This is a genomic window from Leclercia adecarboxylata (genome assembly GCF_035787115.1).
Classification (GTDB): domain Bacteria; phylum Pseudomonadota; class Gammaproteobacteria; order Enterobacterales; family Enterobacteriaceae; genus Enterobacter; species Enterobacter adecarboxylatus_E.
Genome location: NZ_JALKTL010000007.1, coordinates 219930 through 244029, shown reverse-complemented (window position 1 = coordinate 244029; position 24100 = coordinate 219930). Strand labels below are relative to the sequence as shown.

21 protein-coding genes are annotated in these 24100 nt (G+C 53.8%); 16 read left to right on the top strand and 5 right to left on the bottom strand.

Annotated elements, in window-relative coordinates:
- The 3 genes from rbsA to kup form a co-directional block, all read right to left on the bottom strand.
- Positions 1-1506, bottom strand: coding sequence for a ribose ABC transporter ATP-binding protein RbsA (rbsA, locus tag MXM41_RS19970; protein WP_325933921.1), 1506 nt, complete (start codon positions 1504-1506; stop codon positions 1-3).
- 7 nt (positions 1507-1513) lie between these two features.
- Entirely contained in the window at positions 1514-1933 is a 420-nt protein-coding gene (gene rbsD / locus MXM41_RS19965) for a D-ribose pyranase (protein WP_325933902.1), read from the bottom strand.
- 205 nt (positions 1934-2138) lie between these two features.
- A complete protein-coding gene (kup, locus tag MXM41_RS19960; RefSeq protein WP_325933901.1) occupies positions 2139-4007 on the bottom strand; it encodes a low affinity potassium transporter Kup in 1869 nt (622 codons plus the stop codon).
- Between the two features lie 222 nt (positions 4008-4229).
- Here kup and ravA point away from each other — a divergent pair, with 222 nt between their 5' ends.
- Together ravA and viaA are read left to right on the top strand one after the other, a co-directional pair.
- Positions 4230-5726 (top strand): ATPase RavA, encoded by a 1497-nt coding sequence (gene ravA, locus MXM41_RS19955; protein ID WP_325933900.1) that lies wholly within the window; start codon positions 4230-4232, stop codon positions 5724-5726.
- Positions 5720-7171 carry an ATPase RavA stimulator ViaA gene (viaA, locus tag MXM41_RS19950; RefSeq protein ID WP_325933899.1) on the top strand — a complete coding sequence of 484 codons (1452 nt, stop codon included), beginning with the start codon at positions 5720-5722 and terminating at the stop codon, positions 7169-7171. Before ravA ends, viaA begins: the two co-directional genes overlap by 7 nt.
- Here viaA and asnA read toward each other — a convergent pair whose 3' ends face one another.
- Positions 7172-8164: an aspartate--ammonia ligase gene (gene asnA / locus MXM41_RS19945; protein WP_325933897.1), complete on the bottom strand. Its 993-nt coding sequence runs from the start codon at positions 8162-8164 to the stop codon at positions 7172-7174. It abuts the gene before it with no gap.
- Between the two features lie 150 nt (positions 8165-8314).
- Here asnA and asnC point away from each other — a divergent pair, with 150 nt between their 5' ends.
- The 13 genes from asnC (at position 8315) to MXM41_RS19880 (ending at position 19812) form a co-directional block, all read left to right on the top strand.
- Complete coding sequence (gene asnC, locus MXM41_RS19940) at positions 8315-8773, top strand: transcriptional regulator AsnC (protein WP_032615488.1); 459 nt, start codon at positions 8315-8317, stop codon at positions 8771-8773.
- A 90-nt stretch (positions 8774-8863) separates the two neighbouring features.
- Positions 8864-9313, top strand: a complete 450-nt coding sequence (gene mioC, locus MXM41_RS19935; protein WP_325933896.1) for an FMN-binding protein MioC — start codon at positions 8864-8866, stop codon at positions 9311-9313.
- 373 nt (positions 9314-9686) lie between these two features.
- On the top strand, positions 9687-11576 hold the full coding sequence (gene mnmG, locus MXM41_RS19930) for a tRNA uridine-5-carboxymethylaminomethyl(34) synthesis enzyme MnmG (protein WP_325933894.1): 1890 nt from the start codon (positions 9687-9689) through the stop codon (positions 11574-11576).
- A 114-nt stretch (positions 11577-11690) separates the two neighbouring features.
- Entirely contained in the window at positions 11691-12314 is a 624-nt protein-coding gene (gene rsmG, locus MXM41_RS19925; RefSeq protein ID WP_325933892.1) for a 16S rRNA (guanine(527)-N(7))-methyltransferase RsmG, read from the top strand.
- A 616-nt stretch (positions 12315-12930) separates the two neighbouring features.
- The gene (atpI, locus tag MXM41_RS19920) at positions 12931-13311 is read left to right on the top strand and encodes a F0F1 ATP synthase subunit I (protein WP_103824374.1); all 381 of its coding nucleotides are present in this window, start codon (positions 12931-12933) and stop codon (positions 13309-13311) included.
- An 8-nt stretch (positions 13312-13319) separates the two neighbouring features.
- Positions 13320-14135, top strand: coding sequence for a F0F1 ATP synthase subunit A (gene atpB, locus MXM41_RS19915; protein WP_040077702.1), 816 nt, complete (start codon positions 13320-13322; stop codon positions 14133-14135).
- A 49-nt stretch (positions 14136-14184) separates the two neighbouring features.
- The gene (gene atpE / locus MXM41_RS19910; RefSeq protein WP_000429386.1) at positions 14185-14424 is read left to right on the top strand and encodes a F0F1 ATP synthase subunit C; all 240 of its coding nucleotides are present in this window, start codon (positions 14185-14187) and stop codon (positions 14422-14424) included.
- A 52-nt stretch (positions 14425-14476) separates the two neighbouring features.
- The gene (gene atpF / locus MXM41_RS19905; RefSeq protein WP_032615498.1) at positions 14477-14947 is read left to right on the top strand and encodes a F0F1 ATP synthase subunit B; all 471 of its coding nucleotides are present in this window, start codon (positions 14477-14479) and stop codon (positions 14945-14947) included.
- A gap of 14 nt (positions 14948-14961) precedes the next feature.
- The gene (atpH, locus tag MXM41_RS19900; protein ID WP_325933886.1) at positions 14962-15495 is read left to right on the top strand and encodes a F0F1 ATP synthase subunit delta; all 534 of its coding nucleotides are present in this window, start codon (positions 14962-14964) and stop codon (positions 15493-15495) included.
- A gap of 12 nt (positions 15496-15507) precedes the next feature.
- Positions 15508-17049 (top strand): F0F1 ATP synthase subunit alpha, encoded by a 1542-nt coding sequence (gene atpA / locus MXM41_RS19895; RefSeq protein WP_325933884.1) that lies wholly within the window; start codon positions 15508-15510, stop codon positions 17047-17049.
- Positions 17050-17099: 50 nt separating this feature from the next.
- Positions 17100-17963, top strand: a complete 864-nt coding sequence (atpG, locus tag MXM41_RS19890; protein ID WP_325933882.1) for a F0F1 ATP synthase subunit gamma — start codon at positions 17100-17102, stop codon at positions 17961-17963.
- 26 nt (positions 17964-17989) lie between these two features.
- A complete protein-coding gene (atpD, locus tag MXM41_RS19885; protein WP_103824235.1) occupies positions 17990-19372 on the top strand; it encodes a F0F1 ATP synthase subunit beta in 1383 nt (460 codons plus the stop codon).
- Between the two features lie 20 nt (positions 19373-19392).
- Positions 19393-19812 carry a F0F1 ATP synthase subunit epsilon gene (locus MXM41_RS19880; protein ID WP_040077708.1) on the top strand — a complete coding sequence of 140 codons (420 nt, stop codon included), beginning with the start codon at positions 19393-19395 and terminating at the stop codon, positions 19810-19812.
- Between the two features lie 340 nt (positions 19813-20152).
- Here the strand turns inward: MXM41_RS19880 and MXM41_RS19875 are convergent, their stop codons facing one another.
- A complete protein-coding gene (locus MXM41_RS19875) occupies positions 20153-22243 on the bottom strand; it encodes a right-handed parallel beta-helix repeat-containing protein (RefSeq protein WP_325933880.1) in 2091 nt (696 codons plus the stop codon).
- A gap of 343 nt (positions 22244-22586) precedes the next feature.
- Here MXM41_RS19875 and glmU point away from each other — a divergent pair, with 343 nt between their 5' ends.
- Positions 22587-23957, top strand: a complete 1371-nt coding sequence (glmU, locus tag MXM41_RS19870; RefSeq protein WP_325933879.1) for a bifunctional UDP-N-acetylglucosamine diphosphorylase/glucosamine-1-phosphate N-acetyltransferase GlmU — start codon at positions 22587-22589, stop codon at positions 23955-23957.
- Positions 23958-24100: the final 143 nt, after the last annotated feature.

Sequence of the window (24100 nt, the reverse complement as noted above, 5' to 3'; positions counted from 1 at the left end):
TTACTCCTGATCCACGCGATTAAGCTTGCCCACAGCGGCAGCCATCAGAATTTCCTGGGTGGCCTGCTCGCGACTGAATTCACCGCCGAGATGCCCTTCATGCATGACGATAATGCGATCGCTCATGCCTAATACTTCTGGCATCTCGGAAGAGACCAGAATGATGCTCAGCCCGTCAGCCTTAAACTGGTTAATAAGCTGATAAATCTCTTTTTTGGCGCCAACGTCCACACCGCGCGTCGGTTCATCAAGAATCAGCACCTTTGGACGGGTCATCAGACCGCGGGCAATCGCCACCTTCTGCTGATTTCCACCGGAGAGTAGCCCGATCGCCTGTTCCATCGACGGGGTTTTAACGTTAAAGAGGCGGATAAAATCGCTGACGGCCTGCTGTTCGTCTTTATGCTTCAGGCCTCCCCCGCTACGGCTGAAATAGCGCAGCGCGGTTAAGGACATGTTCTCTTTCACCGACATGCCCAGCACCAGGCCATCGCGCTTACGGTCTTCGGAGATATAGACGATACCGTTCGCCAGCCCATCCTGCGGAGAACGGGTGACAACGTCATGGCCATCAAGGGTGACATAGCCGCTGGCGCGAGGATTGGCGCCGTACAGCACTTTCATTAGCTCGGTACGTCCGGCCCCCATCAGCCCGGCCACGCCGAGGATCTCCCCCTGGCGCAGGGTAAAGCTGACGTCATGCACCCCAGGACCGCACAGATTATCGACCTTCAGGCGGATCTCGCCCGGCGCTTTATCGATGCGCGGGTACTGGTCTTCCAGCTTACGTCCCACCATCATCTCAATCAGCGTGTCTTCAGTTAGCGTCGCTACTTCACGCTCGGCAATAAACTGCCCGTCGCGAAAGACAGTGACGTCATCGCAAATCTCGAAGATCTCTTTCATGCGGTGAGAGATATAGACAATGCCGCGCCCCTGCGCTTTCAGCTCACGAATGACGCGGAACAGGGAGTCGGTTTCGGTATCCGTGAGGGCATCGGTCGGCTCATCCATCACGATAACCCGGGATTCAAAGCTCAGGACCTTGGCGATTTCGACCATCTGCTGATCGCCGATGGAGAGTTCGCCCACCAGACGATCGCTCTTAAAGCGCAGGTTCAGCTTCGCCAGCAGTTTATCGGCTTCGGCATACATCTGCTTCCAGTCGATTTTGCCAAACCGGTTCACAAACTCACGCCCGAGGAAGATATTCTCCGCAATGGAGAGCTGCGGGATCAGGTTCAACTCCTGATGGATAATGCCGATCCCGGCTTCCTGGGAAGATTTCGGGCCATTGAAGGTGGTCTCTTTTCCCAGCCACAGCAGCGAACCGGCATCGCGTTGATAGATACCGGTCAGCACTTTCATCATGGTGGATTTGCCGGCGCCGTTTTCGCCCACCAGCGCCATCACGCGTCCGGCGTAGACATTCAGCGCCGCCCCGGAGAGGGCTTTGACGCCCGGGAACGACTTATCGATCCCTTTCAGTTGCAGTAGTGCGTCCATGATGGCCTCAGAAGGTGACGCCAGCACAGAGAATGATATTCGCATACGGGGAACACTCCCCGCTGCGGATTACCGCCTGGCTGTTGGCGGTGTTTTTCTTGAACTGCTCGTGCGTTATATAACTAATTTTTATGGTGTTTCCCTGGTGTTGTTGCAGTTGCCCGATATGGCTGAGCAACGTTTCATGGAGCTGCGGATTATGTTGTTTAATTTCCGTTGCGAGAATGGCTTCCTCAACCTGCATCTCGGTTGTCACGACATCCAGCACCTGCATAAACGTGGGCACGCCCTGCGTTAATGCCAGATCAATACGCGTTGTGCTGTGGGGAATGGGTAAGCCCGCATCACACACCACCAGCGTATCGGTATGCCCAAGACGGGAGATAACCGATGAGACTTCAGAATTGAGTACCGTGCCTTTCTTCATATTCTTGCTCCACTAGCGAAACGTTTCGCTGGCGTGAGTTTAATCTGATGCATGTTCAGAAAACCACCATGACGTAGCAGATTTGTGATCGTCGTCGAAACGTTTCGCTAAGTGAAATGCGGAGGGAGTTAAATGCAAAACGGTAACCCTTTGGTTACCGTTTTTTAGGTTTGCGCCCTCTCCCTGTGGAAGCGGGCATCAGGACTTAAATCTCGACCTGAGTGCCCAACTCGATCACCCGGTTAGGCGGGATCTCAAACTGGTCTGGCGCACGCAGGGCGTTACGCTGGAGGATAAGATAGAGCTTACCGCGCAGGCGCAGATACCACGGGCGCTTGCCGATGATCAGCGACTCGTGCGACATAAAGAACGAGGTCTCCATCATCCGGCAGCTTAAGCCCTCAAGACCGCAGCGGTGGAACACCTCTTCCACGTTCGGGGTTTCACGCCAGCCGTAGCTGGCCACCACGCGCCAGAAGGTAGGCGACAGCTGCTCAATTTGCGCGCGACGGACGTTATGCACATAAGGCGCATCTTCAGTACGCAGCGTCAGCAGGATCACCCGCTCGTGCAGCACTTTGTTGTGCTTGAGGTTGTGCATCAGGGCAAACGGAATAACGTTCAGCGCACGCGACATATAGACCGCGGTTCCGGGCACACGTACCGGCGGTGATTTCTCCAGCGAGGCAATCATCGCCTCCAGAGAGTTACCGTGTTCATGCATGCGGCGCAGCAGGCGGAAGCGTTCGCTCTTCCAGGTGGTCATGATCAGGAACATTACCAGACCCAGCGTCAGCGGCAGCCAGCCGCCAGAGACAATCTTGTCGAGGTTCGCGGAGAACAACGGCACGTCAATGCACAGGAAGCCCACCAGAATCATCCCCACGAGGAATTTATTCCAGTGCCAGTTTCGGTACGCCACCGTGGTAGAGAGGATGGAGGTCAGCACCATCGTACCGGTAACGGCGATACCGTACGCCGCCGCCAGATTACTGGAGTGCTCAAAGCTGACGATAACAATCACTACCGCGACATAGAGCAGCCAGTTAATGAAAGGAATGTAGATCTGGCCCGACTCCATCTCAGAGGTATGAATAATACGCATCGGCGACAGATAGCCCAGACGCACCGCCTGGCGGGTGAGGGAGAAGACGCCGGAAATCACCGCCTGAGAGGCAATTACCGTCGCCAGCGTCGCGAGGATCAGCATTGGCACCAGCGCCCAGTCCGGTGCCAGCAGGAAGAACGGGTTTTTAATCGCTTCCGGATGTTTGAGCAACAGCGCGCCCTGGCCAAAGTAGTTCAGCACCAGCGACGGCAGCACCACGAGAAACCATGCCACGCGAATAGGCAGTTTACCGAAGTGGCCCATATCCGCGTACAGCGCTTCAACACCGGTAATTGAAAGCACCACCGCGCCCAGCGCCACAAACGAAACGACTTTATATTCCAGGAAGAAGTGAACCGCCCACATCGGGTTCAGCGCATGCAGCACTTCCGGGTTAGCAATGATGCTGCGTAACCCCAGCGCTGCAAGGATCAGGAACCAGGAGAGCATAATTGGCGCGAAAAGTTTGCCCACCAGCCCGGTGCCGTGTTTCTGAATTACAAACAGGAGCGTCAGAACAAGAATGGCCAGCGGGACAACCCACTCATCAAGATGCGGCGCGATTATCTCCAGCCCTTCTATCGCCGACAGCACCGAGATAGCCGGAGTGATCACCACTTCACCATAGAAGAAGCTGCCACCTACCAGGCCAATGATGACCAGGAACGAGGTCATTCTTGCGGAGGTATTGCGCCCGGCAAGCGACATCAGGGTCAGGATCCCGCCTTCACCGGCGTTATCCGCACGCATGACGAAGGAGAGATATTTAACGGAAACCACCAGAATCAGCAGCCAGAAAATCAGGGACAAAAAACCAAATACTGCGTCGCGTTCAACGCCAAATCCAAACTGACCGGACAAACATTCGCGCAGCGTATAAAGCGGGCTGGTGCCGATATCACCGTAGACAACCCCGATCGCCGCGAGCGTAATTGCGGGTAATGATTGCTTATTATCAGTGCTCATAGACTAGTCTTTTCGTTTAAATAACAAATGTGTGCTTAGTCCCTTGGCCCACAAAAAGCGCACAGTATGCACGATTAATCATAGAATCGTACCCCTAAATGCAACCTCATTAACGTAGCGCAAAGAAAATAGCACCGCTGTTCAGTCTATTACCAGCGCTTAACGAAACGTCTATACTCGCTTCAATTAGCCGGGGTTACGGCGAAAGGATGCAAAACTATTATGGCTCACACTCATTTATTAGCAGAAAGAATTTCCCGCCTCAGCGGAGCACTGGAAAAAGGGCTATTTGAACGTAGCCATGCCATTCGCCTCTGTTTACTGGCAGCCCTGAGCGGCGAAAGCGTGTTTCTGCTCGGCCCGCCCGGCATCGCAAAAAGCCTGATCGCCCGCAGGCTGAAGTTTGCTTTTCAGCAAGCCAGAGCCTTTGAGTATCTGATGACCCGCTTTTCCACACCTGAAGAGGTCTTCGGTCCGCTCTCTATTCAGGCGTTAAAAGATGAAGGGCGGTACGAACGTTTAACCGCGGGCTATCTGCCGGAAGCGGAAATCGTCTTTCTCGATGAGATCTGGAAAGCAGGCCCTGCAATCCTGAACACTCTGCTTACCGCCATTAATGAACGCCGGTTCCGTAATGGCGCGCATGAGGAAAAAATTCCGATGCGCCTGCTGGTGGCGGCGTCCAATGAACTGCCGGAAGCCGACAGTAGCCTGGAAGCCTTATACGACCGTATGCTTATCCGCCTGTGGCTGGATAAGGTGCAGGACAAAGGAAACTTCCGCTCTCTGCTGATTAGCCAGCAGGACGAGAACGACAATCCAGTGCCCGCCGGGCTGCAGGTCACTGATGAGGAGTATCAGCAGTGGCAGCAGGATATTGGCAAAATCAAACTGCCGGATGAGGTGTTCGATTTGGTCTTTATGTTGCGCCAACAGCTGGATGCCCTGCCGGGTGCGCCTTACGTCTCCGATCGCCGCTGGAAAAAAGCCATTCGCCTGCTGCAGGCCAGCGCTCTGTTCAGCGGTCGCGATGCCGTCGCCCCGATCGACCTTATCCTGCTGAAAGATTGCCTGTGGCATGACGCCAGCGGCATGAATCTGATGCAGCAGCAGCTGGAAGTATTGATGACCGGGCATGCGTGGGGGCAGCAGGAGATGTTGAATCAGCTTGGCGCCATTACCCAGCGGCGCCTGCAGCTTCAGCAGCAGCAAAGCGATAAAACCGCTCTGCGCGTTATCCGTCAGAGCGGCATGTTCGCCCGTCGTCCACACTATGAATTACCGGCCGAACTGAGCGAGACCACGCTGACACTGCTTCTTCAGCAGCCGCTTAAGCTCCATGATATGCAGGTCATTCATATCACCATTGAGCGGGAAGCCCTGGCGCAGTGGCTGACCAAAGGTGGCGAGATCCGCGGCAAACTTAACGGCATCGGTTTCGCCCAGCAGCTTAATATGGAAGTGGACGGCAGCCTGCACCTGGTTATCCGCGATGTCAGCCTGCAGGGATCGCGTCTTGCGCTGCCCGGTACCACCTCTGAAAGCGTGCCGGAAGAGATCAAACAGCAGCTGGAAGCGCTCGATAATCAATGGCATCTGCAGCACACGCGCTTTAGCGAGCAGCAAAAATGTCTGTTTATCCACAGCGACTGGCTGGGACGGATTGAATCCAGCCTGCAGGATGTGAGCGCGCAGATCAAACAGGCGCGTCAATGCTGACGCTGGACACGCTCAATGTCATGCTTGCGGTCAGCGAGGAGGGGATGATCGAAGAGATCATCCTCACCCTGCTGGCCTCGCCGCAGCTGGCGATCTTTTTCGAGAAATTCCCGCGACTTAAAACCGCCATCACCGACGATCTTCCGCGCTGGCGCGAAAATCTGCGTAAAAGGCTGAAAGACACCCGCGTGCCGCCAGAGCTTACTGAAGAGGTGATGTCCTATCAGCAGAGCCAGCTGCTCTCCACGCCACAGCTGATCGTCCAGTTGCCGCAGATTCTGACCCTGCTGGACAAACTTCACTCCCCGTTCGCCAGCCAGGCGCGACAGCTGGTGGTGGATAACGCCACCTTTACCCCGGCCCTGCATACTCTGTTTTTACAGCGCTGGCGGTTGAGCCTGGTGGTACAGGCCACCTCCCTGAATCAGCAGTTACTGGAAGAGGAGCGCGAACAGCTGCTCAGCGAAGTGCAGGAGCGGATGACTCTGGCCGGTGCGCTGGAGCCGGTGCTGGTGGAGAACGAAAACGCCGCCGGGCGCCTCTGGGATATGAGCGCCGGCCAGCTCAGGCGGGGAGATTATCAGCTTATCGTCCGCTACGGTGATTTTCTGGCACAGCAGCCGGAGCTGATGCAGCTGGCGGAGCAGCTGGGCCGTTCACGGGAGGCGAAGTCGGTGCCAAAAAAGGATGCCCCGCTGGAAACCTTCCGCACCCTGGTGCGTGAGCCGGCGACGGTGCCGGAGCAGGTGGACGGACTGCAGCAGAGCGATGACATTTTGCGCCTGCTGCCGCCAGAGCTGGCCACTCTTGGTATCACGGAGCTTGAGTACGAATTTTATCGTCGGCTGGTGGAGAAGCAGCTCCTCACCTACCGTCTGCACGGTGATGCCTGGCGGGAGAAGGTCAGCCAGCGCCCGGCCGTGCATCAGGATTTTGACGAACAGCCCCGCGGGCCGTTTATCGTCTGTGTGGATACGTCCGGTTCGATGGGCGGCTTTAATGAGCAGTGCGCAAAAGCCTTTTGTCTGGCGCTGATGCGCGTGGCGCTCGCCGACAGACGGCGCTGTTTTATCATGCTGTTTTCCAGCGAGGTGGTGGGCTACGAACTCTCTGGTCAGCACGGCCTGGAGCAGGCAATCCGCTTCTTAAGCCAGCGCTTTCGCGGCGGTACCGATCTTGCCAGCTGTTTTCGCGCCATTATCGAGCGGATGCAGGGCGGGGAATGGTATGACGCTGACGCGGTGGTGATCTCGGACTTTATTGCCCAGCGTCTGCCGGATGAAGTGGTAAGCAAGGTGAAGGTGCTGCAGCAGGTCCACCAGCATCGTTTTCATGCCGTGGCGATGTCCACACATGGAAAACCCGGCATCATGCGCATCTTCGATCATATCTGGCGCTTTGATACCGGGTTGCGTAGCCGCCTGCTGCGGCGCTGGAAACGTTAATTACAGCAGAGCGTTAACGCTGTCACGAACCTGCTGCGGCCATACGCCACACTGAACCTGGCCGATATGAGAAAGCTGCAGCAGTAACATGGTCAGACGAGACTGGCCGATACCGCCGCCGATGGTCTGCGGCATCTCACCGCGCAGCAGCGCCTGGTGCCACTCCAGCTTGATACGATCTTCGTCACCGGTGATAGCCAGCTGACGCTGCAACGCGTCGGCATCCACGCGGATCCCCATAGAGGAGAGTTCAAACGCATCTTCCAGGACCGGGTTCCAGACCAGGATATCGCCGTTAAGGCCCGCCAGGCCGCTTTCGCCTTCGCTGCTCCAGTCATCATAATCTGGCGCACGAACGTCGTGACGCTGACCATGAGACAGCTTACCGCCGATACCAATCAGGAAGACGGCCCCTAGCTCTTTGGCAATCGCGCGTTCACGACCTTTGGCATCCAGATCCGGGAAGCGGCTTAGCAGCTCCTGGCTGTGCACAAACTGGATCGTCTCCGGCAGGAATGGGGTCAGACCAAACTCTTTGCTGACTGCCGCTTCGGTGGCTTTGATCCCGGCATAAATCGCTTCTACCGTCGCTTTAAGCGTACCGGTATGACGTTCGCCATCACCCATGACGCGTTCCCAGTCCCACTGGTCAACATATACAGAGTGAATCGCAGTAAGGCGGTCTTCATCGGGGCGAAGGGCTTTCATGTGCGTGTAGAGCCCTTCGCCCGCGCTGAAGTCGTGTTGTCCCAGGGTTTGACGTTTCCACTTCGCCAGAGAGTGCACCACTTCGAACTGGGCATCTGGCAGTGTTTTCACTTTCACCTGAACCGCTTTTTCGCAACCAGACAGGTTGTCCTGCGTCCCGTCACCCACACGGCTAAGGATTGGTGCCTGCACTTCAATCAGGCCCAGTCTCTCTTCGAGCTGGCGGGAAAAATGGGATTTAACGAAACTGATCTGGCGTTGTTGTGCGATGTAAGCGGTTTTCATTATTTATACTCCTGCGTCCTGTTGGCATTGATTAAGCAACAAAAAAGAGGCTCTTTCAATGATCCAACAATAAAACTCCCAGCTGACTTTTAAATCGATAAAAATAGCCGCTAAAATAGAATGATTAATCAATCTTCATAAGAAAAAGCTATGGAAAATTATCAGATCGACAATCTGGACCGCGGCATCCTTGAGGCGCTGATGGCTAATGCGCGTACCGCCTATGCCGAACTGGCCAAACAGTTTGGCGTCAGTCCGGGCACCATTCATGTACGTGTAGAGAAGATGAAGCAGGCGGGGATCATCACCGGCGCCCATATCGACGTCAGTCCGAAGCAGCTGGGTTACGATGTGTGCTGCTTTATTGGCATCATCCTCAAAAGTGCCAAAGACTACCCTTCGGCGCTGGCAAAGCTGAACGCGCTGGATGAAGTCACCGAGGCCTACTACACCACCGGCCACTACAGCATCTTTATTAAGGTGATGTGCCGATCGATCGATGCCCTGCAGCAGGTACTTATCAACAAGATCCAAACAATTGATGAAATTCAGTCCACCGAGACGTTGATCTCCCTGCAGAACCCGATCATGCGTACCATCCGCCCGTAGCAGGGCAAAATAATTACCACATTTTCCACAGGTAGATCCCAGCTCGCTCACAGCGTACAATGTCCCTCTGTTTATCTGAGCGAGCGATCAATGGCGGACATTACTCTTATCAGCGGCAGCACCCTTGGCGGCGCTGAATACGTAGCGGAACACCTGGCCGAGAAGCTGGAAGACGCGGGCTTTTCTACTGAAACGCTGCACGGACCGTTATTAGAGGATCTCCAGCTCGACGGGATCTGGCTATTGATCACCTCCACGCATGGTGCGGGGGATCTTCCGGACAACCTTCTGCCTTTATATGAAGAGTTGAAAGAGCAGCAGCCCGACCTGACGAACGTCCGGTTTGGCGCCATTGGTATTGGCAGCCGGGAGTACGACACCTTTTGCGGCGCCGTTGACAAGGTCGAGACAGAACTGAAGTCCTGTGGGGCACAACAGATCGGTGAAACGCTGAAGATCAACATCCTCGATCATGATATTCCGGAAGATCCAGCGGAACTTTGGCTGGCGGAATGGAAAAATTTACTCAAAACAGATTAAAGATCGTGCGATCAGATGTGGATAACTCTGGTTAAAAGCTTGGATCAACCGGTAGTTATCCAAAGAACAACCCTTGATGACTTTTTGTGCTGTGTATAACATGGCGATCTGATCCCAGCTTATACGTCACAGGATCACCGATCATTCACAGCAAACGATCCTCTTTAAGCGCATGATCTTCTTCAGGAGATCCGGCTTATCCACAGAAACACGCGATCCTAATAAGAGATCACAATAAAACAGATCTCTAAATAAAAAGATCTTCTTTTTAATAGCCAGGATCCCAGTGCTTTCTCGAACGACTAAAGTTGAGTAGAATCCACGGCCCGGGCTTCAATCCATTTTCTTACCGCTTTACGCGAGGCAGACCACCATGTTTTATCAGGATCCTTTTGACGTCATTATCATTGGCGGGGGTCATGCAGGCACCGAGGCCGCAATGGCCGCGGCGCGAATGGGTCAACAGACCCTGCTTTTGACACACAATATCGACACGCTAGGACAGATGTCCTGTAATCCGGCGATTGGCGGCATTGGGAAAGGACACCTGGTAAAAGAAGTGGATGCACTTGGCGGCCTGATGGCTACCGCAATCGATCATGCCGGCATCCAGTTTAGGATACTAAACGCGAGCAAAGGCCCTGCCGTTCGGGCGACCCGTGCTCAGGCTGACCGCGTGCTCTATCGCCAGGCCGTGCGTACCGCGCTTGAGAATCAACCGAACCTGATGATCTTCCAGCAGGCGGTTGAGGATCTGATTGTGGAAAACGATCGTGTCGTTGGCGCCGTAACCCAGATGGGCCTGAAGTTCCGTGCCAAAGCCGTCGTGCTGACCGTCGGGACCTTCCTTGATGGCAAAATTCACATCGGACTGGATAACTACAGCGGTGGCCGTGCAGGCGATCCGCCGTCCATTCCCCTTTCACGCCGTCTGCGCGAGCTGCCGCTGCGCGTCAGCCGCCTGAAAACCGGTACCCCGCCGCGTATCGACGCGCGCACCATTGATTTCAGCGTGCTGGCCCAACAGCACGGCGATAACCCGATGCCGGTCTTCTCGTTCATGGGCAACGTGGATCAACATCCGCGCCAGGTACCGTGCTACGTTACTCACACCAACGAGAAAACCCATGACGTGATCCGCAGTAATCTCGATCGCAGCCCGATGTATGCCGGCGTGATCGAAGGGATCGGGCCCCGTTACTGTCCGTCGATCGAAGACAAAGTGATGCGTTTTGCCGATCGTAACCAGCACCAGATCTTCCTGGAGCCGGAAGGGCTGACCTCCAATGAGATCTACCCGAACGGTATCTCCACCAGCCTGCCTTTCGACGTGCAGATGCAGATCGTTCGTTCTATGCAGGGGATGGAAAATGCGAAGATCGTTCGTCCGGGTTATGCCATCGAGTATGATTTCTTCGATCCGCGAGACCTGAAGCCAACCCTGGAGAGCAAATTTATCCAGGGCCTGTTCTTCGCCGGCCAGATCAACGGCACCACCGGTTACGAAGAAGCTGCCGCTCAGGGCCTGCTGGCCGGTCTGAACGCTGCGCGTTTCTCCGCCGAGAAAGAGGGCTGGGCGCCGGGTCGTTCTCAGGCTTACCTTGGCGTGCTGGTGGACGACCTTTGCACCCTCGGAACTAAAGAGCCGTACCGTATGTTTACCTCTCGCGCGGAATATCGTCTGATGCTGCGTGAAGACAACGCCGACCTGCGCCTGACCGAAATCGGTCGTGAGCTGGGTCTGGTGGATGATGCGCGCTGGGCGCGTTTCAACGAGAAGCTGGAGAACATCGAGCGTGAACGTCAGCGCCTGAAGTCCACCTGGGTCAACCCAACCGCCGAGTCTGTAGACGAAGTGAATGCTCACCTGTCTGCACCGCTCTCACGCGAAGCCAGCGGGGAAGATCTGCTCCGTCGACCTGAGATGACCTATGAGCAGCTGATCCAGATGACGCCGTTCGCGCCGGGTCTGGAAGACGTGCAGGCTGCTGAGCAGGTTGAAATTCAGGTGAAATACGAAGGCTATATCGCCCGTCAGCAGGATGAGATCGAGAAACAGCAGCGCAACGAGAGTACGATCCTCCCGGCCACGCTGGATTACCGCCAGGTTAACGGTCTCTCCAACGAGGTAATCGCCAAGCTGAATGACCATAAGCCGTCGTCTATCGGTCAGGCATCGCGTATTTCAGGCGTTACCCCTGCGGCCATCTCCATTCTGCTGGTGTGGCTGAAAAAACAGGGTATGCTGCGCCGCAGCGCATAACCCTTTTCGTGCTGTTGTTAAGGCGGGTGGCGCTAACGCTTACCCGCCCTGCTCGTTTCGAGGCCCGGTAAGCGTCAGGGCCACCGGGTAATTCATTTCAAACAGGTATTCACCGTGCTCAACAAACTCACTCGTCTGCTGGATCAAGCCGGTATTTCGCTCACCGATCACCAGAAAAATCAGCTGGTGGGGTATGTCGACATGCTGAACAAATGGAACAAGGCCTATAACCTCACCTCGGTTCGGGACCCGAACGAGATGCTGATCCGTCACATTCTTGACAGCATCGTTGTGGCGCCTCATCTCCAGGGGGAGCGTTTTATCGACGTTGGGACAGGACCGGGTTTGCCGGGCATTCCGCTCTCTATCGTGCGTCCTGAGAGCCACTTTACGCTACTGGACAGCCTGGGTAAGCGCGTACGCTTCCTGCGCCAGGTTCAGCATGAGCTAAAACTGGAAAATATTTATCCGGTGCAGAGTAGGGTAGAAGAGTTTCCCGCCGAGCCGCCGTTTGACGGCGTAATCAGCCGGGCCTTTGCCTCGCTCAATGACATGATCGACTGGTGTAAGCATTTACCTGCGGAAAATGGACGCTTTTACGCCCTTAAAGGGGTGCTGCCGGCGGACGAAATCGCGCAGATGCCTGAAGGGTTTGTGGTCGAAGAGGCGATTAAATTGCGTGTTCCTCAGCTGGAAGGTGAGCGTCATCTGGTGATCGTTAAGCCAAACAAATTTTAAAAATATAATAAAATTTGTGGAATTTGTGCTGTTCTTAGTATGTTAAAAAAACAGACCGACGCCCAAGAAGTAAACAGCACTAATTTAACCGCTTTTTTACTATGGGTTTTCTTTGGGTTAACGTCAGCCTGTCGTTAACCCAAAATATAATAAACCTTGAAAATATCAGCTTGCTAAAAGTAGAAAGGGGTAACCAGATCGTAATGTTAAATATTTATTATAAATGTCAATAAAAGGTTTTTGTTGTATACAGGGCTGTTTTGAAAATAGTTGCTGAAATTACTCTTTAATTTCAAAAAGATGAAATATAACGATTTACTGCTTTAATTTATTCGACCTTATCGTAAATGTGTATTTTGTGATCTCGTGCACGCTTTATCGCCAACGTTTCCGCGTGTTTTGCAGTTTTGCCGACGCATTCATCGTTTGTGGAAAAGTTAAGAAATAGCGCCACAGAAAAATATTTAAACATTTATTCACCTTTTCGCTACTTATTGTTTGAAATCACGGGGACGCACCGTATAATTTGTCCGCTTTTTGCTGCTTGACTCTGAGCCCTAAAGGACGTTTTATACGACACGCGACATACCTCGAAGTGAGCAGGAGTAAAAACGTGATGTCAGTGTCGCTCTTGAGTCGAAACGTTGCTCGTAAGCTTCTGTTCATTCAGTTTCTGGCGGTGATAGCAAGTGGATTGCTGTTCTGCCTCAAAGACCCCTTCTGGGGCATCTCTGCGGTTAGCGGAGGTTTGGCGGTAGTAGTGCCAAACATGTTGTTTATGATTTTTGCCTGGCGTCATCAGGCGCATACACCTGCCAAAGGCCGCATGGCCTGGTCCTTCGCTCTCGGCGAAGTGTGTAAGGTGTTGCTGACCTTTGCCCTCCTGGTGGTGGCGCTGGCGGTTTTTAAAGTGGTATTTTTGCCGCTGATAGTGACGTGGGTTTTGGTGCTGGTGGTACAAATTCTGGCGCCAGCTGTAATCAATAACAAAGGGTAAAAGGCATCATGGCTTCAGAAAATATGACGCCGCAGGATTACATAGGTCACCATCTGAACAACCTTCAGATCGACCTGCGTACATTCTCGCTGGTGGATCCGCATAACCCCCCAGCCACCTTCTGGACGATCAATATCGACTCCATGTTCTTCTCGGTGGTACTGGGTCTGTTGTTCCTGGCCATTTTCCGCGGCGTTGCGAAACGTGCGACCAGCGGCGTTCCAGGGAAATTCCAGACGTTCATCGAAATGATCATTGGCTTCGTCCACGGTAGCGTCAAAGACATGTATCACGGCAAGAGCAAGGTGATCGCACCGCTGGCGCTGACCGTCTTTGTCTGGGTCTTCCTGATGAACCTGATGGACCTGCTGCCAATCGACCTGCTGCCATTTATCGGCGAGCATATCTTCGGTCTGCCTGCGCTGCGTGTGGTGCCGTCTGCTGACGTGAACATCACCCTGTCTATGGCGTTGGGCGTATTCATCCTGATTCTTTTCTACAGCATCAAAATGAAAGGTGTAGGCGGCTTCGTGAAAGAGCTTACCCTGCAGCCGTTCAACCACTGGGCGTTTATTCCGATCAACCTGATTCTGGAAGGCGTTAGCCTGCTGTCCAAACCGATTTCTCTCGGTCTGCGACTGTTCGGCAACATGTATGCGGGTGAGCTGATTTTCATTCTGATCGCGGGTCTTCTGCCGTGGTGGTCACAGTGGGTTCTGAATGTGCCGTGGGCCATTTTCCACATCCTGATCATTACGCTGCAAGCCTTTATCTTCATGGTTCTGACGATCGTCTATCTGTCGATGGCGTCTGAAGAGCACTGATTCTTTACCAACACTACTACGTTTTAACTGAAACAAACTGGAGACTGTCATGGAAAACCTGAATATGGATCTGCTGTACATGGCTGCCGCTGTGATGATGGGTCTGGCGGCTATCGGTGCTGCGATCGGTATCGGCATCCTCGGGGGTAAATTCCTGGAAGGCGCAGCGCGTCAGCCAGATCTGATTCCTCTGCTGCGTACTCAGTTCTTTATCGTTATGGGTCTGGTGGATGCTATCCCGATGATCGCTGTAGGTCTGGGTCTGTACGTGATGTTTGCTGTCGCGTAGTAAGTCGTTTAAACCCTAAGCCACAGTTGTAAATTTAAAGAGGTATTGTGCTGTGAACATGAACGCAACAATCCTCGGCCAGGCCATCGCGTTTGTTATCTTTGTCTGGTTCTGCATGAAGTATGTATGGCCGCCTTTAATGGCTGCCATCGAAAAACGTCAGAAAGAAATTTCTGACGGCCTGGCTTCTGCAGAACGCGCTAAGAAAGATTTGGACCTTGCACAGGCCAACGCGACCGACCAGCTGAAAAAAGCGAAAGCGGAAGCCCAGGTAATCATCGAGCAGGCGAACAAACGTCGTTCTCAGATCCTGGACGAAGCGAAAGCTGAAGCAGAACAGGAACGTACTAAAATCGTGACACAAGCGCAGGCAGAAATTGATGCCGAGCGTAAACGTGCTCGCGAAGAGCTGCGTAAGCAGGTCGCGATTCTGGCTGTTGCTGGCGCCGAGAAGATCATCGAACGTTCCGTGGATGAAGCTGCTAACAGCGACATCGTGGACAAACTTGTCGCTGAACTGTAAGGAGGGAGGGGCTGATGTCTGAATTTGTTACGGTAGCTCGCCCCTACGCCAAAGCAGCTTTTGACTTTGCTATCGAACACCAAAATGTCGATCGCTGGCAGAACATGCTGGCGTTTGCCGCTGAGGTAACGAAAAACGAACACATGGCTGAGATGCTTTCTGGCGCCCTGGCGCCTGAAACGCTCGCCGATTCGTTCATCGCTATTTGCGGTGAGCAGCTGGACACCAACGGCCAGAACCTGATTCGGGTAATGGCTGAAAATGGTCGTCTGAAAGCGCTCCCGGATGTTCTCGAGCAGTTTGAGCACCTGCGTGCCCTCAGTGAAGCCACCGTTGAAGTTCACGTAACTTCTGCGACTGAGCTGAGTAACGAACAGCTTGCGAAGATCACCGCCGCGATGGAAAAACGTCTGTCACGCAAAGTGAAGCTGAATTGCAATATCGATAAGTCTGTAATGGCAGGCGTAATCATCCGAGCGGGTGATATGGTCATTGATGGCAGCGTACGCGGCCGTCTTGAGCGCCTTGCAGACGTCTTGCAGTCTTAAGGGGACTGGAGCATGCAACTGAATTCCACCGAAATCAGCGAACTGATCAAGCAGCGCATTGCTCAGTTCAGTGTTGTGAGTGAAGCTCACAACGAAGGTACAATTGTTTCTGTAAGCGACGGTGTTATCCGCATTCACGGCCTGGCCGATTGTATGCAGGGTGAAATGATCTCCCTGCCGGGTAACCGTTACGCTATCGCACTGAACCTGGAGCGCGACTCCGTAGGTGCAGTTGTGATGGGTCCTTACGCTGACCTCGCCGAAGGCATGAAGGTTAAGTGTACTGGCCGTATTCTTGAAGTTCCAGTTGGCCGCGGCCTGCTGGGTCGCGTGGTGAACACCCTGGGTGCGCCAATCGACGGTAAAGGTCCGGTTGATAACGATGGCTTCTCCCCAATCGAAGTTATCGCACCGGGCGTAATCGATCGTCAGTCCGTCGACCAGCCGGTTCAGACCGGTTACAAATCCGTTGACGCCATGATCCCAATCGGCCGTGGCCAGCGTGAGCTGATCATCGGTGACCGTCAGACCGGTAAAACCGCGATGGCAATCGATGCGATCATCAACCAGCGCGATTCCGGTATCAAATGTGTGTACGTGGCTATCGGCCAGAAAGCGTCCACCATTTCTAACGTGGTGCGTAAACTGGAAGAGCACGGTGCGCTGTCCAACACCATCGTTGTTGTGGCGACCGCTTCTGAATCAGCTGCACTGCAATATCTGGCACCGTATGCCGGTTGCGCAATGGGCGAATACTTCCGTGACCGCGGTGAAGATGCACTGATCGTATACGATGACCTGTCTAAACAGGCTGTTGCTTACCGTCAGGTGTCCCTGCTGCTCCGTCGTCCACCTGGACGTGAAGCATTCCCGGGCGACGTATTCTATCTGCACTCCCGTCTGCTGGAGCGTGCATCCCGCGTAAACGCGGAATACGTTGAGAACTTCACTAAAGGTGAAGTGAAAGGCCAAACCGGTTCTCTGACCGCGCTGCCAATCATCGAAACCCAGGCGGGTGACGTTTCTGCGTTCGTTCCGACCAACGTAATCTCCATTACCGATGGTCAGATCTTCCTGGAAACCAACCTGTTCAACTCCGGTATTCGTCCGGCGGTTAACCCGGGTATTTCCGTATCCCGTGTGGGTGGTGCAGCGCAGACCAAGATCATCAAGAAACTGTCCGGTGGTATCCGTACCGCACTGGCACAGTATCGTGAACTGGCAGCGTTCTCCCAGTTTGCATCCGACCTTGACGATGCAACCCGTAAACAGCTTGACCACGGTCAGAAAGTGACCGAACTGCTGAAGCAGAAACAATATGCCCCTATGTCAGTTGCACAGCAGGGCCTGGTACTGTTCGCAGCAGAACGTGGTTATCTGGGGGATGTAGAACTGGCGAAAATCGGTAGCTTCGAAGCCGCTCTGCTGGCTTACGCTGACCGTGACCATGCTCCACTGATGCAAGAGATCAACCAGTCCGGTGGCTATAACGACGAAATCGAAGGCAAGCTGAAGAGCCTGCTCGATTCCTTCAAAGCAACCCAGTCCTGGTAACGTCTGGCGGTCTGTCTTAGGACAGGCCGCAAGGCATTGAGGAGAAGCTCATGGCCGGCGCAAAAGAGATACGTAGTAAGATCGCAAGCGTCCAGAACACGCAAAAGATCACTAAAGCGATGGAGATGGTCGCCGCTTCCAAAATGCGTAAATCGCAGGAGCGTATGGCGGCCAGCCGTCCTTATGCAGATACCATGCGCAAAGTGATTGGTCACCTTGCGAGCGGTAATCTGGAATATAAGCACCCTTACCTGGAAGAACGCGACGTTAAGCGCGTGGGCTACCTGGTGGTGTCGACCGACCGTGGTTTGTGCGGCGGCTTGAATATTAACCTGTTCAAAAAGCTGCTGGCGGATATGAAAGCATGGTCCGATAAAGGCGTTCAAAGCGACATCGCGATGATCGGCTCTAAGGGCGTCTCTTTCTTTAATTCCGTAGGTGGCAATATTGTCGCCCAGGTGACCGGTATGGGTGATAACCCGTCCCTGTCCGAACTGATCGGCCCGGTAAAAGTGATGTTGCAGGCCTATGATGAAGGCCGTCTGGACAGGCTGTACGTTGTCAGCAACAAATTTATTAACACCATGTCTCAGGTTCCGACCCTCACTCAGCTGCTGCCATTGCCGGCATCAGACGAGCCAGAGTTGAAGCATAAATCCTGGGATTACCTGTATGAACCCGATCCAAAAGCGCTGCTGGATACCCTGCTGCGTCGTTATGTTGAATCTCAGGTTTATCAGGGCGTGGTAGAAAACCTGGCCAGCGAGCAGGCCGCACGTATGGTGGCGATGAAAGCCGCGACCGACAATGGCGGCAGCCTGATTAAAGAGCTGCAGTTGGTATACAACAAAGCTCGTCAGGCCAGCATTACTCAGGAACTCACCGAGATCGTCGGTGGTGCATCCGCGGTATAACCAGGTTAATTCGTAGAGGATTCAAGATGGCTACTGGAAAAATTGTCCAGGTAATCGGCGCCGTGGTTGACGTCGAATTCCCTCAGGATGCCGTACCGCGCGTGTACGATGCTCTTGAGGTTCAGAATGGTAACGAAAATCTGGTGCTGGAAGTTCAGCAGCAGCTCGGCGGCGGTATCGTGCGTACCATCGCCATGGGTTCTTCCGACGGTCTGCGTCGTGGTCTGGAAGTTAAAGACCTTGAGCACCCAATCGAAGTACCAGTAGGTAAAGCAACCCTGGGTCGTATCATGAACGTCCTGGGTCAGCCGATCGACATGAAAGGCGATATCGGCGAAGAAGAGCGTTGGGCTATTCACCGTGCGGCACCTTCCTATGAAGAGCTGTCCAGCTCTCAGGAACTGCTGGAAACCGGCATCAAAGTTATCGACCTGATGTGTCCGTTTGCTAAGGGCGGTAAAGTTGGTCTGTTCGGTGGTGCGGGTGTTGGTAAAACCGTAAACATGATGGAGCTGATCCGTAACATCGCGATCGAGCACTCCGGTTACTCCGTGTTTGCGGGTGTAGGTGAGCGTACTCGTGAGGGTAACGACTTCTACCACGAAATGACCGACTCCAACGTTCTGGATAAAGTATCCCTGGTTTACGGCCAGATGAACGAGCCACCTGGAAACCGTCTGCGCGTTGCGCTGACCGGTCTGACCATGGCTGAGAAATTCCGTGACGAAGGTCGTGACGTTCTGCTGTTCGTTGACAACATCTACCGTTATACCCTGGCCGGTACGGAAGTATCTGCACTGCTGGGTCGTATGCCTTCTGCGGTAGGTTATCAGCCAACGCTGGCGGAAGAGATGGGGGTTCTTCAGGAACGTATCACCTCTACCAAAACCGGTTCTATTACCTCCGTTCAGGCGGTATACGTACCTGCGGATGACTTGACTGACCCATCTCCAGCAACCACCTTTGCTCACTTAGATGCAACCGTGGTACTGAGCCGTCAGATCGCGTCTCTGGGTATCTACCCGGCCGTTGACCCGCTGGACTCCACCAGCCGTCAGCTGGATCCACTGGTAGTTGGCCAGGAACACTACGACACCGCGCGTGGCGTACAGTCCCTGCTGCAGCGTTACCAGGAACTGAAAGACATCATCGCCATCCTGGGTATGGATGAACTGTCTGAAGAAGATAAACTGGTGGTAGCACGCGCGCGTAAGATCCAGCGCTTCCTGTCCCAGCCGTTCTTCGTAGCAGAAGTATTTACCGGTTCTCCGGGCAAATACGTTGCGCTGAAAGACACCATCCGTGGCTTTAAAGGCATCATGGAAGGCGAATACGATCACCTGCCGGAGCAGGCCTTCTATATGGTGGGTTCCATCGACGAAGCCGTGGAAAAAGCCAAAAAACTTTAACGCCTTAATCGGAGGGTGATATGGCAATGACTTACCACCTGGACGTCGTCAGCGCAGAGCAACAAATGTTCTCTGGTCTGGTCGAGAAAATCCAGGTAACGGGTAGCGAAGGTGAACTGGGTATCTTCCCGGGACACGCCCCGCTGCTCACCGCCATTAAGCCTGGTATGATCCGCATCGTTAAACAGTTCGGTCATGAAGAGTTCATCTATCTGTCCGGCGGCATTCTTGAAGTGCAGCCTGGCAGCGTGACCGTACTGGCTGATACCGCAATTCGTGGCCAGGATCTCGACGAAGCACGAGCTCTGGAATCGAAGCGTAAAGCAGAAGAGCACATTAAGAGCTCTCATGGCGATGTAGATTACGCTCAGGCGTCTGCAGAGCTGGCTAAAGCGATCGCGAAACTGCGCGTTATCGAGTTGACCAAAAAAGCGATGTAACACCGGCTTGAAAGTACGAAAGCCAGTCTGTTCTCCAGACTGGCTTTTTTTATGGATCCGTTTCAGTAAAAATGAAACTAAAACGGTGTTTTATTATTTTGTGATTTACATCACAAAATGATTGATCGGCGAAATGGTCAGGAGTAGACTTCGTTTTGTGATGAATATCACATAACTGAACTCCAAAAATATCAGGATGCCATCATGAAAACCATTAACAAAATCATCGCCCTTTTCAGCAACATGAACGTCTCTTTCGGTACGTTCAATATCTAAGTGCTGATATGCCGGGTGGCGCCACGCTTACCGTAGTGTGATAAGCGAAGCGCCTCTCTGGTGATTAAAGTTTTACCTGCGTTTTATCCAGTTCCTTCCCGTCACTATTCACGCTTTTGCCCTTCGCGATAAAGTAATTCGTATTATCAATGGTTCCCACCACCGCATCATCGTACTCGCCTGGCTTATTACGAACAGACAGGTTGCCGGTAAACGTCCCCTGCGTTGTTACATCACCGTACGGGCTTGGGCGGAAGATGTAGTTAAAGCGCTGGTTATCCACCGCGATGTTATTCTCCACCACCAGCTTGCCGGGGTTAAAGTTATCGGTGAAACCGTCCAGGTGATTGCCGGTGGCTCTGCTGTTGCGGATCTGGTGCGCCACGGGCTGCCCTTCCCCGCCGAGCTTAAAGCCATTACTGGTATTGTTGCTGGCGACTGAATTTTCGATTACCACCACGCCATTCGCGCCATCTTCAATCTTGTTGAACAGGTCAAAACCGTCGTCAACATTGTCGTGAGCATAGCAACGCTCCAGCCGGTTACCTTCACCCACCCGCATCTTCACCGCAAAGCCATCGGCGTTAATCTTGCCGGGATCCTCATTGGCATAAGACTCGGAATCCACGACCCGGTTATAGCTCGCCCATAATGGCCGGCCAATTTTCTCCGGGGAGGAGATCTGGATGCCGGTGTCGTCGTTGCGGTAGGCCGTGACGCGCTCGATCAGGTTATGGCTGCCCTGGATACGCAGACTTTTTCCGGTTACGTCGATACCGCTGATATGCCAGTAGCTGGCGTCCAGCAGCAGGCCGTGGATCACCACTTTACCGTCAGCCTGCAGCGTTTTGATATGTTCACTGCTGCCGCTGGCGGAAACCGGGATCTCGCTCTGCGGGTAATCGCCGCTTTTCAGCACCAGCGTGCCGCCGGGCGCCAGCAGCGCGATTGCGGAGGCAAGAGCCAGTGGTGAATCGACTGTGCCTTTCGCATCCGCTTTTCCGTCCGGGGCGGCATACAGGTGCGTCGCATCCCGGTCCACCACGCGTTCAACGGTGAGTTGCTGGTTCACTGGCGCGCCATGAGAAGGGGCAAAGTTCACCGTGAAGGTGCTGGTCTGTTCAAGACGGGCGGGCAGGCTGTACATCTCCCCTGCTTTCACCGCTTTCTCATTACCGATCACCACTTCGTTTTGTCTTACGCTAAATACCCCGTCCTCATTGGCGCGCGCCTGCAGCAGGTAATCCGCCGAGGCGCTGACGTTGCCGGACGCCAGCTGTACCATGACCGGCAGCGGCTCTGCCTGCCAGGGCTCTGATGGTACGGTATGGGCACTGGAGGTGGTCAACGAGGCGTCAGTCACCGTGATTTTGGCATTGCGGGAGGCAAAAAAGCCGACGTAATAGTGGTCTTTGTTTTGCACCGATATCAGATCGGCGCGCGGCACGCTCTTGCTCACCCAGTTGTCACTGTCCAGCGGGGCCCATGCGGTGATAAACCCGTCGTCCGTGCGCTGGAGTTTCAGGCGGAATTCAGGGGACTTGCTCAGATCCACCTCTTCCTTGTAACTCTGCTTTTTAATGGCCGCCCCTGCATCACCCCATGGATGGCTGATCCCTTCCCGGGTGATGGCCTGCATTTTTACCCGCTGATGATCTTTTTTATCCTGAGTCATAATGGCGTTCATCACCTGATTTGATGCCGCCGGAAACTCTTCATAGCCGGTTTTCAGCGGCTGCTGACGCGGGTTGCCGAGGACATCGCGCACCAGCAGCCCGGCGCCCTCCTGAGCTGCGGGTTTCGCGCCATTCTCCGGGCCAAACTGTTCGACCCGGATATTGGCCTGTAACACGAAATTCTCTCCCGTTGGCAGCTCGGTATAGAAAAACGTTAATCCGTCGTGCGAGTTGGCTATTTTGCCACCCCGGCTTTCCAGGGTAATGGCTTTTGCCAGGTCAACGCTCTCCTGTGCCGAGAGCTTTTTCCCGTCGATGGTCACATCGTTGGTGCCGATTTTTTCGGGCAGGACGTTGGAGGAAAAATTCAGATCCGTGGATTGCCCAAAGGCAATAGCTTTCCAGACATGAGGTTGTTCCGTTGCCATCGCGGAAAAGGCGCTACACATCATCAGGGCCAGAGGTATTTTAGATTTCATCTTATTCTCCTGAGTAATAATTGAGCGCTATTATCATAAGATTAAAACGCTGTTTCTTTTTTGCGCGTCACAGATTTAAATAATTAAAACAGTGTTTTGTTTAGGAAAATCTTTATTTTTAAAACGAAAAAATCGCTAACATGTTGTGAGAGCTGGAGACTTCTCCAAAGGACGCTATATTTCACAGGCAAAGCCCTTTAATTTGCGGTAAAAAGAACCTCTAACATTTTCAAAAAAGATGGAGCTGCTCATTTTACCGCCACTCCATTTTTTGGCGCAAAATATGTAGAATTTTCAATGCCAAAGGGTTTTACTTTTCACTCAAATTACAGTCAGGACGTGTATGTTGAACACTGCAATGAGCGTGGTCATCCTTGCCGCAGGCAAAGGCACCCGTATGTATTCCGATCTTCCTAAAGTGCTGCACACCCTGGCAGGGAAAGCGATGGTGCAGCATGTTATTGATGCTGCTAACGATCTTGGCGCCAGCCAGGTGCATCTGGTCTACGGTCACGGCGGCGATCTGCTGAAGCAGACGTTGCGCGACGACAAACTCAACTGGGTTCTGCAGGCAGAACAGCTAGGTACCGGGCACGCCATGCAGCAGGCCTCCCCGTTCTTCTCTGACGACGAAGATATTCTGATGCTCTACGGCGATGTGCCGTTGATCTCCGTCGAGACGCTGACGCGTCTGCGCGCCGCAAAACCACAGGGCGGAATTGGTCTGTTAACCGTTAAGCTGGATGACCCTACCGGCTATGGCCGCATCACCCGTGAGAACGGCAAGGTGACGGGCATTGTCGAGCACAAAGACGCGACCGATGCGCAGCGTGAAATTCAGGAAATCAACACCGGGATTCTGATTGCCAACGGTGCAGACATGAAACGCTGGCTGTCGCAGTTAAACAACAACAACGCCCAGGGCGAATTCTACATCACCGATATTATTGCGATGGCCTATCAGGAAGGCCGTGAGATTGCTGCCGTTCATCCGGCACGTATCAGCGAAACGGATGGTGTGAATAATCGTCTCCAGCTTTCCCGCCTTGAGCGCATTTATCAGTCCGAGCAGGCTGAAAAGCTGCTACTGGCAGGCGTTATGCTGCGCGATCCGGCACGTTTCGATCTGCGCGGCGTACTCAGCCACGGGCGCGACGTCGAAATCGATACTAACGTTATTCTTGAGGGCAATGTCACCCTCGGTCACCGCGTGAAGATCGGCGCCGGCTGCGTGATTAAAAACAGCATCATTGGCGACGACTGCGAAATCAGCCCTTACAGCGTGGTGGAAGATGCCCATCTGTCTGCCGCCTGCACTATCGGGCCGTTCGCCCGTCTGCGTCCGGGCGCTGAGCTGCTGGAAGGCGCACACGTCGGCAACTTCGTCGAAATGAAAAAAGCGCGTCTGGGTAAAGGCTCTAAAGCCGGGCATCTGACCTATCTGGGCGATGCCGAGATCGGCGACAACGTGAATATTGGCGCGGGCACTATCACCTGTAACTACGACGGTGCGAATAAGTTTAAAACCATCATCGGCGACGACGTGTTTGTTGGATCCGATTCGCAGCTGATAGCGCCAGTGACGATTGGTAAAGGCGTAACCATCGCGGCGGGCACCACCGTCACCCGCGATGTGGCCGACAATGAACTGGTTATCAGCCGCGTGCCGCAGGTCCATAAACAGGGCTGGCAGCGTCCGGTGAAGAAGAAGTAATCGTTTTGCCTCCGCCCCGTTGGGGAGAGGCCCGGGATGAGGGGATAACATAATCCCCCGCCCATCAGCAGTACCCATAAATATAACCCCACTCTCTACAAGGCTCGGGGCGCCCGGAAAGGGCAAAACAGGTCAGCGACAAC

Excerpts from the sequence above, each read along its gene's own strand:
- atpB (WP_040077702.1), top strand. The coding sequence starts at position 13,320 with ATGGCTTCAGAAAATATGACGCCGCAGGATTACATAGGTCACCATCTG.
- rbsD (WP_325933902.1), bottom strand. The coding sequence starts at position 1,933 with ATGAAGAAAGGCACGGTACTCAATTCTGAAGTCTCATCGGTTATCTCC.
- rbsA (WP_325933921.1), bottom strand. The coding sequence starts at position 1,506 with ATGGACGCACTACTGCAACTGAAAGGGATCGATAAGTCGTTCCCGGGC.
- atpD (WP_103824235.1), top strand. The coding sequence starts at position 17,990 with ATGGCTACTGGAAAAATTGTCCAGGTAATCGGCGCCGTGGTTGACGTC.
- MXM41_RS19875 (WP_325933880.1), bottom strand. The coding sequence starts at position 22,243 with ATGAAATCTAAAATACCTCTGGCCCTGATGATGTGTAGCGCCTTTTCC.
- asnA (WP_325933897.1), bottom strand. The coding sequence starts at position 8,164 with ATGAAAACCGCTTACATCGCACAACAACGCCAGATCAGTTTCGTTAAA.
- atpG (WP_325933882.1), top strand. The coding sequence starts at position 17,100 with ATGGCCGGCGCAAAAGAGATACGTAGTAAGATCGCAAGCGTCCAGAAC.
- atpI (WP_103824374.1), top strand. The coding sequence starts at position 12,931 with ATGTCAGTGTCGCTCTTGAGTCGAAACGTTGCTCGTAAGCTTCTGTTC.
- mnmG (WP_325933894.1), top strand. The coding sequence starts at position 9,687 with ATGTTTTATCAGGATCCTTTTGACGTCATTATCATTGGCGGGGGTCAT.
- glmU (WP_325933879.1), top strand. The coding sequence starts at position 22,587 with ATGTTGAACACTGCAATGAGCGTGGTCATCCTTGCCGCAGGCAAAGGC.
- asnC (WP_032615488.1), top strand. The coding sequence starts at position 8,315 with ATGGAAAATTATCAGATCGACAATCTGGACCGCGGCATCCTTGAGGCG.
- kup (WP_325933901.1), bottom strand. The coding sequence starts at position 4,007 with ATGAGCACTGATAATAAGCAATCATTACCCGCAATTACGCTCGCGGCG.
- atpE (WP_000429386.1), top strand. The coding sequence starts at position 14,185 with ATGGAAAACCTGAATATGGATCTGCTGTACATGGCTGCCGCTGTGATG.
- ravA (WP_325933900.1), top strand. The coding sequence starts at position 4,230 with ATGGCTCACACTCATTTATTAGCAGAAAGAATTTCCCGCCTCAGCGGA.
- viaA (WP_325933899.1), top strand. The coding sequence starts at position 5,720 with ATGCTGACGCTGGACACGCTCAATGTCATGCTTGCGGTCAGCGAGGAG.
- mioC (WP_325933896.1), top strand. The coding sequence starts at position 8,864 with ATGGCGGACATTACTCTTATCAGCGGCAGCACCCTTGGCGGCGCTGAA.
- atpA (WP_325933884.1), top strand. The coding sequence starts at position 15,508 with ATGCAACTGAATTCCACCGAAATCAGCGAACTGATCAAGCAGCGCATT.
- atpH (WP_325933886.1), top strand. The coding sequence starts at position 14,962 with ATGTCTGAATTTGTTACGGTAGCTCGCCCCTACGCCAAAGCAGCTTTT.
- MXM41_RS19880 (WP_040077708.1), top strand. The coding sequence starts at position 19,393 with ATGGCAATGACTTACCACCTGGACGTCGTCAGCGCAGAGCAACAAATG.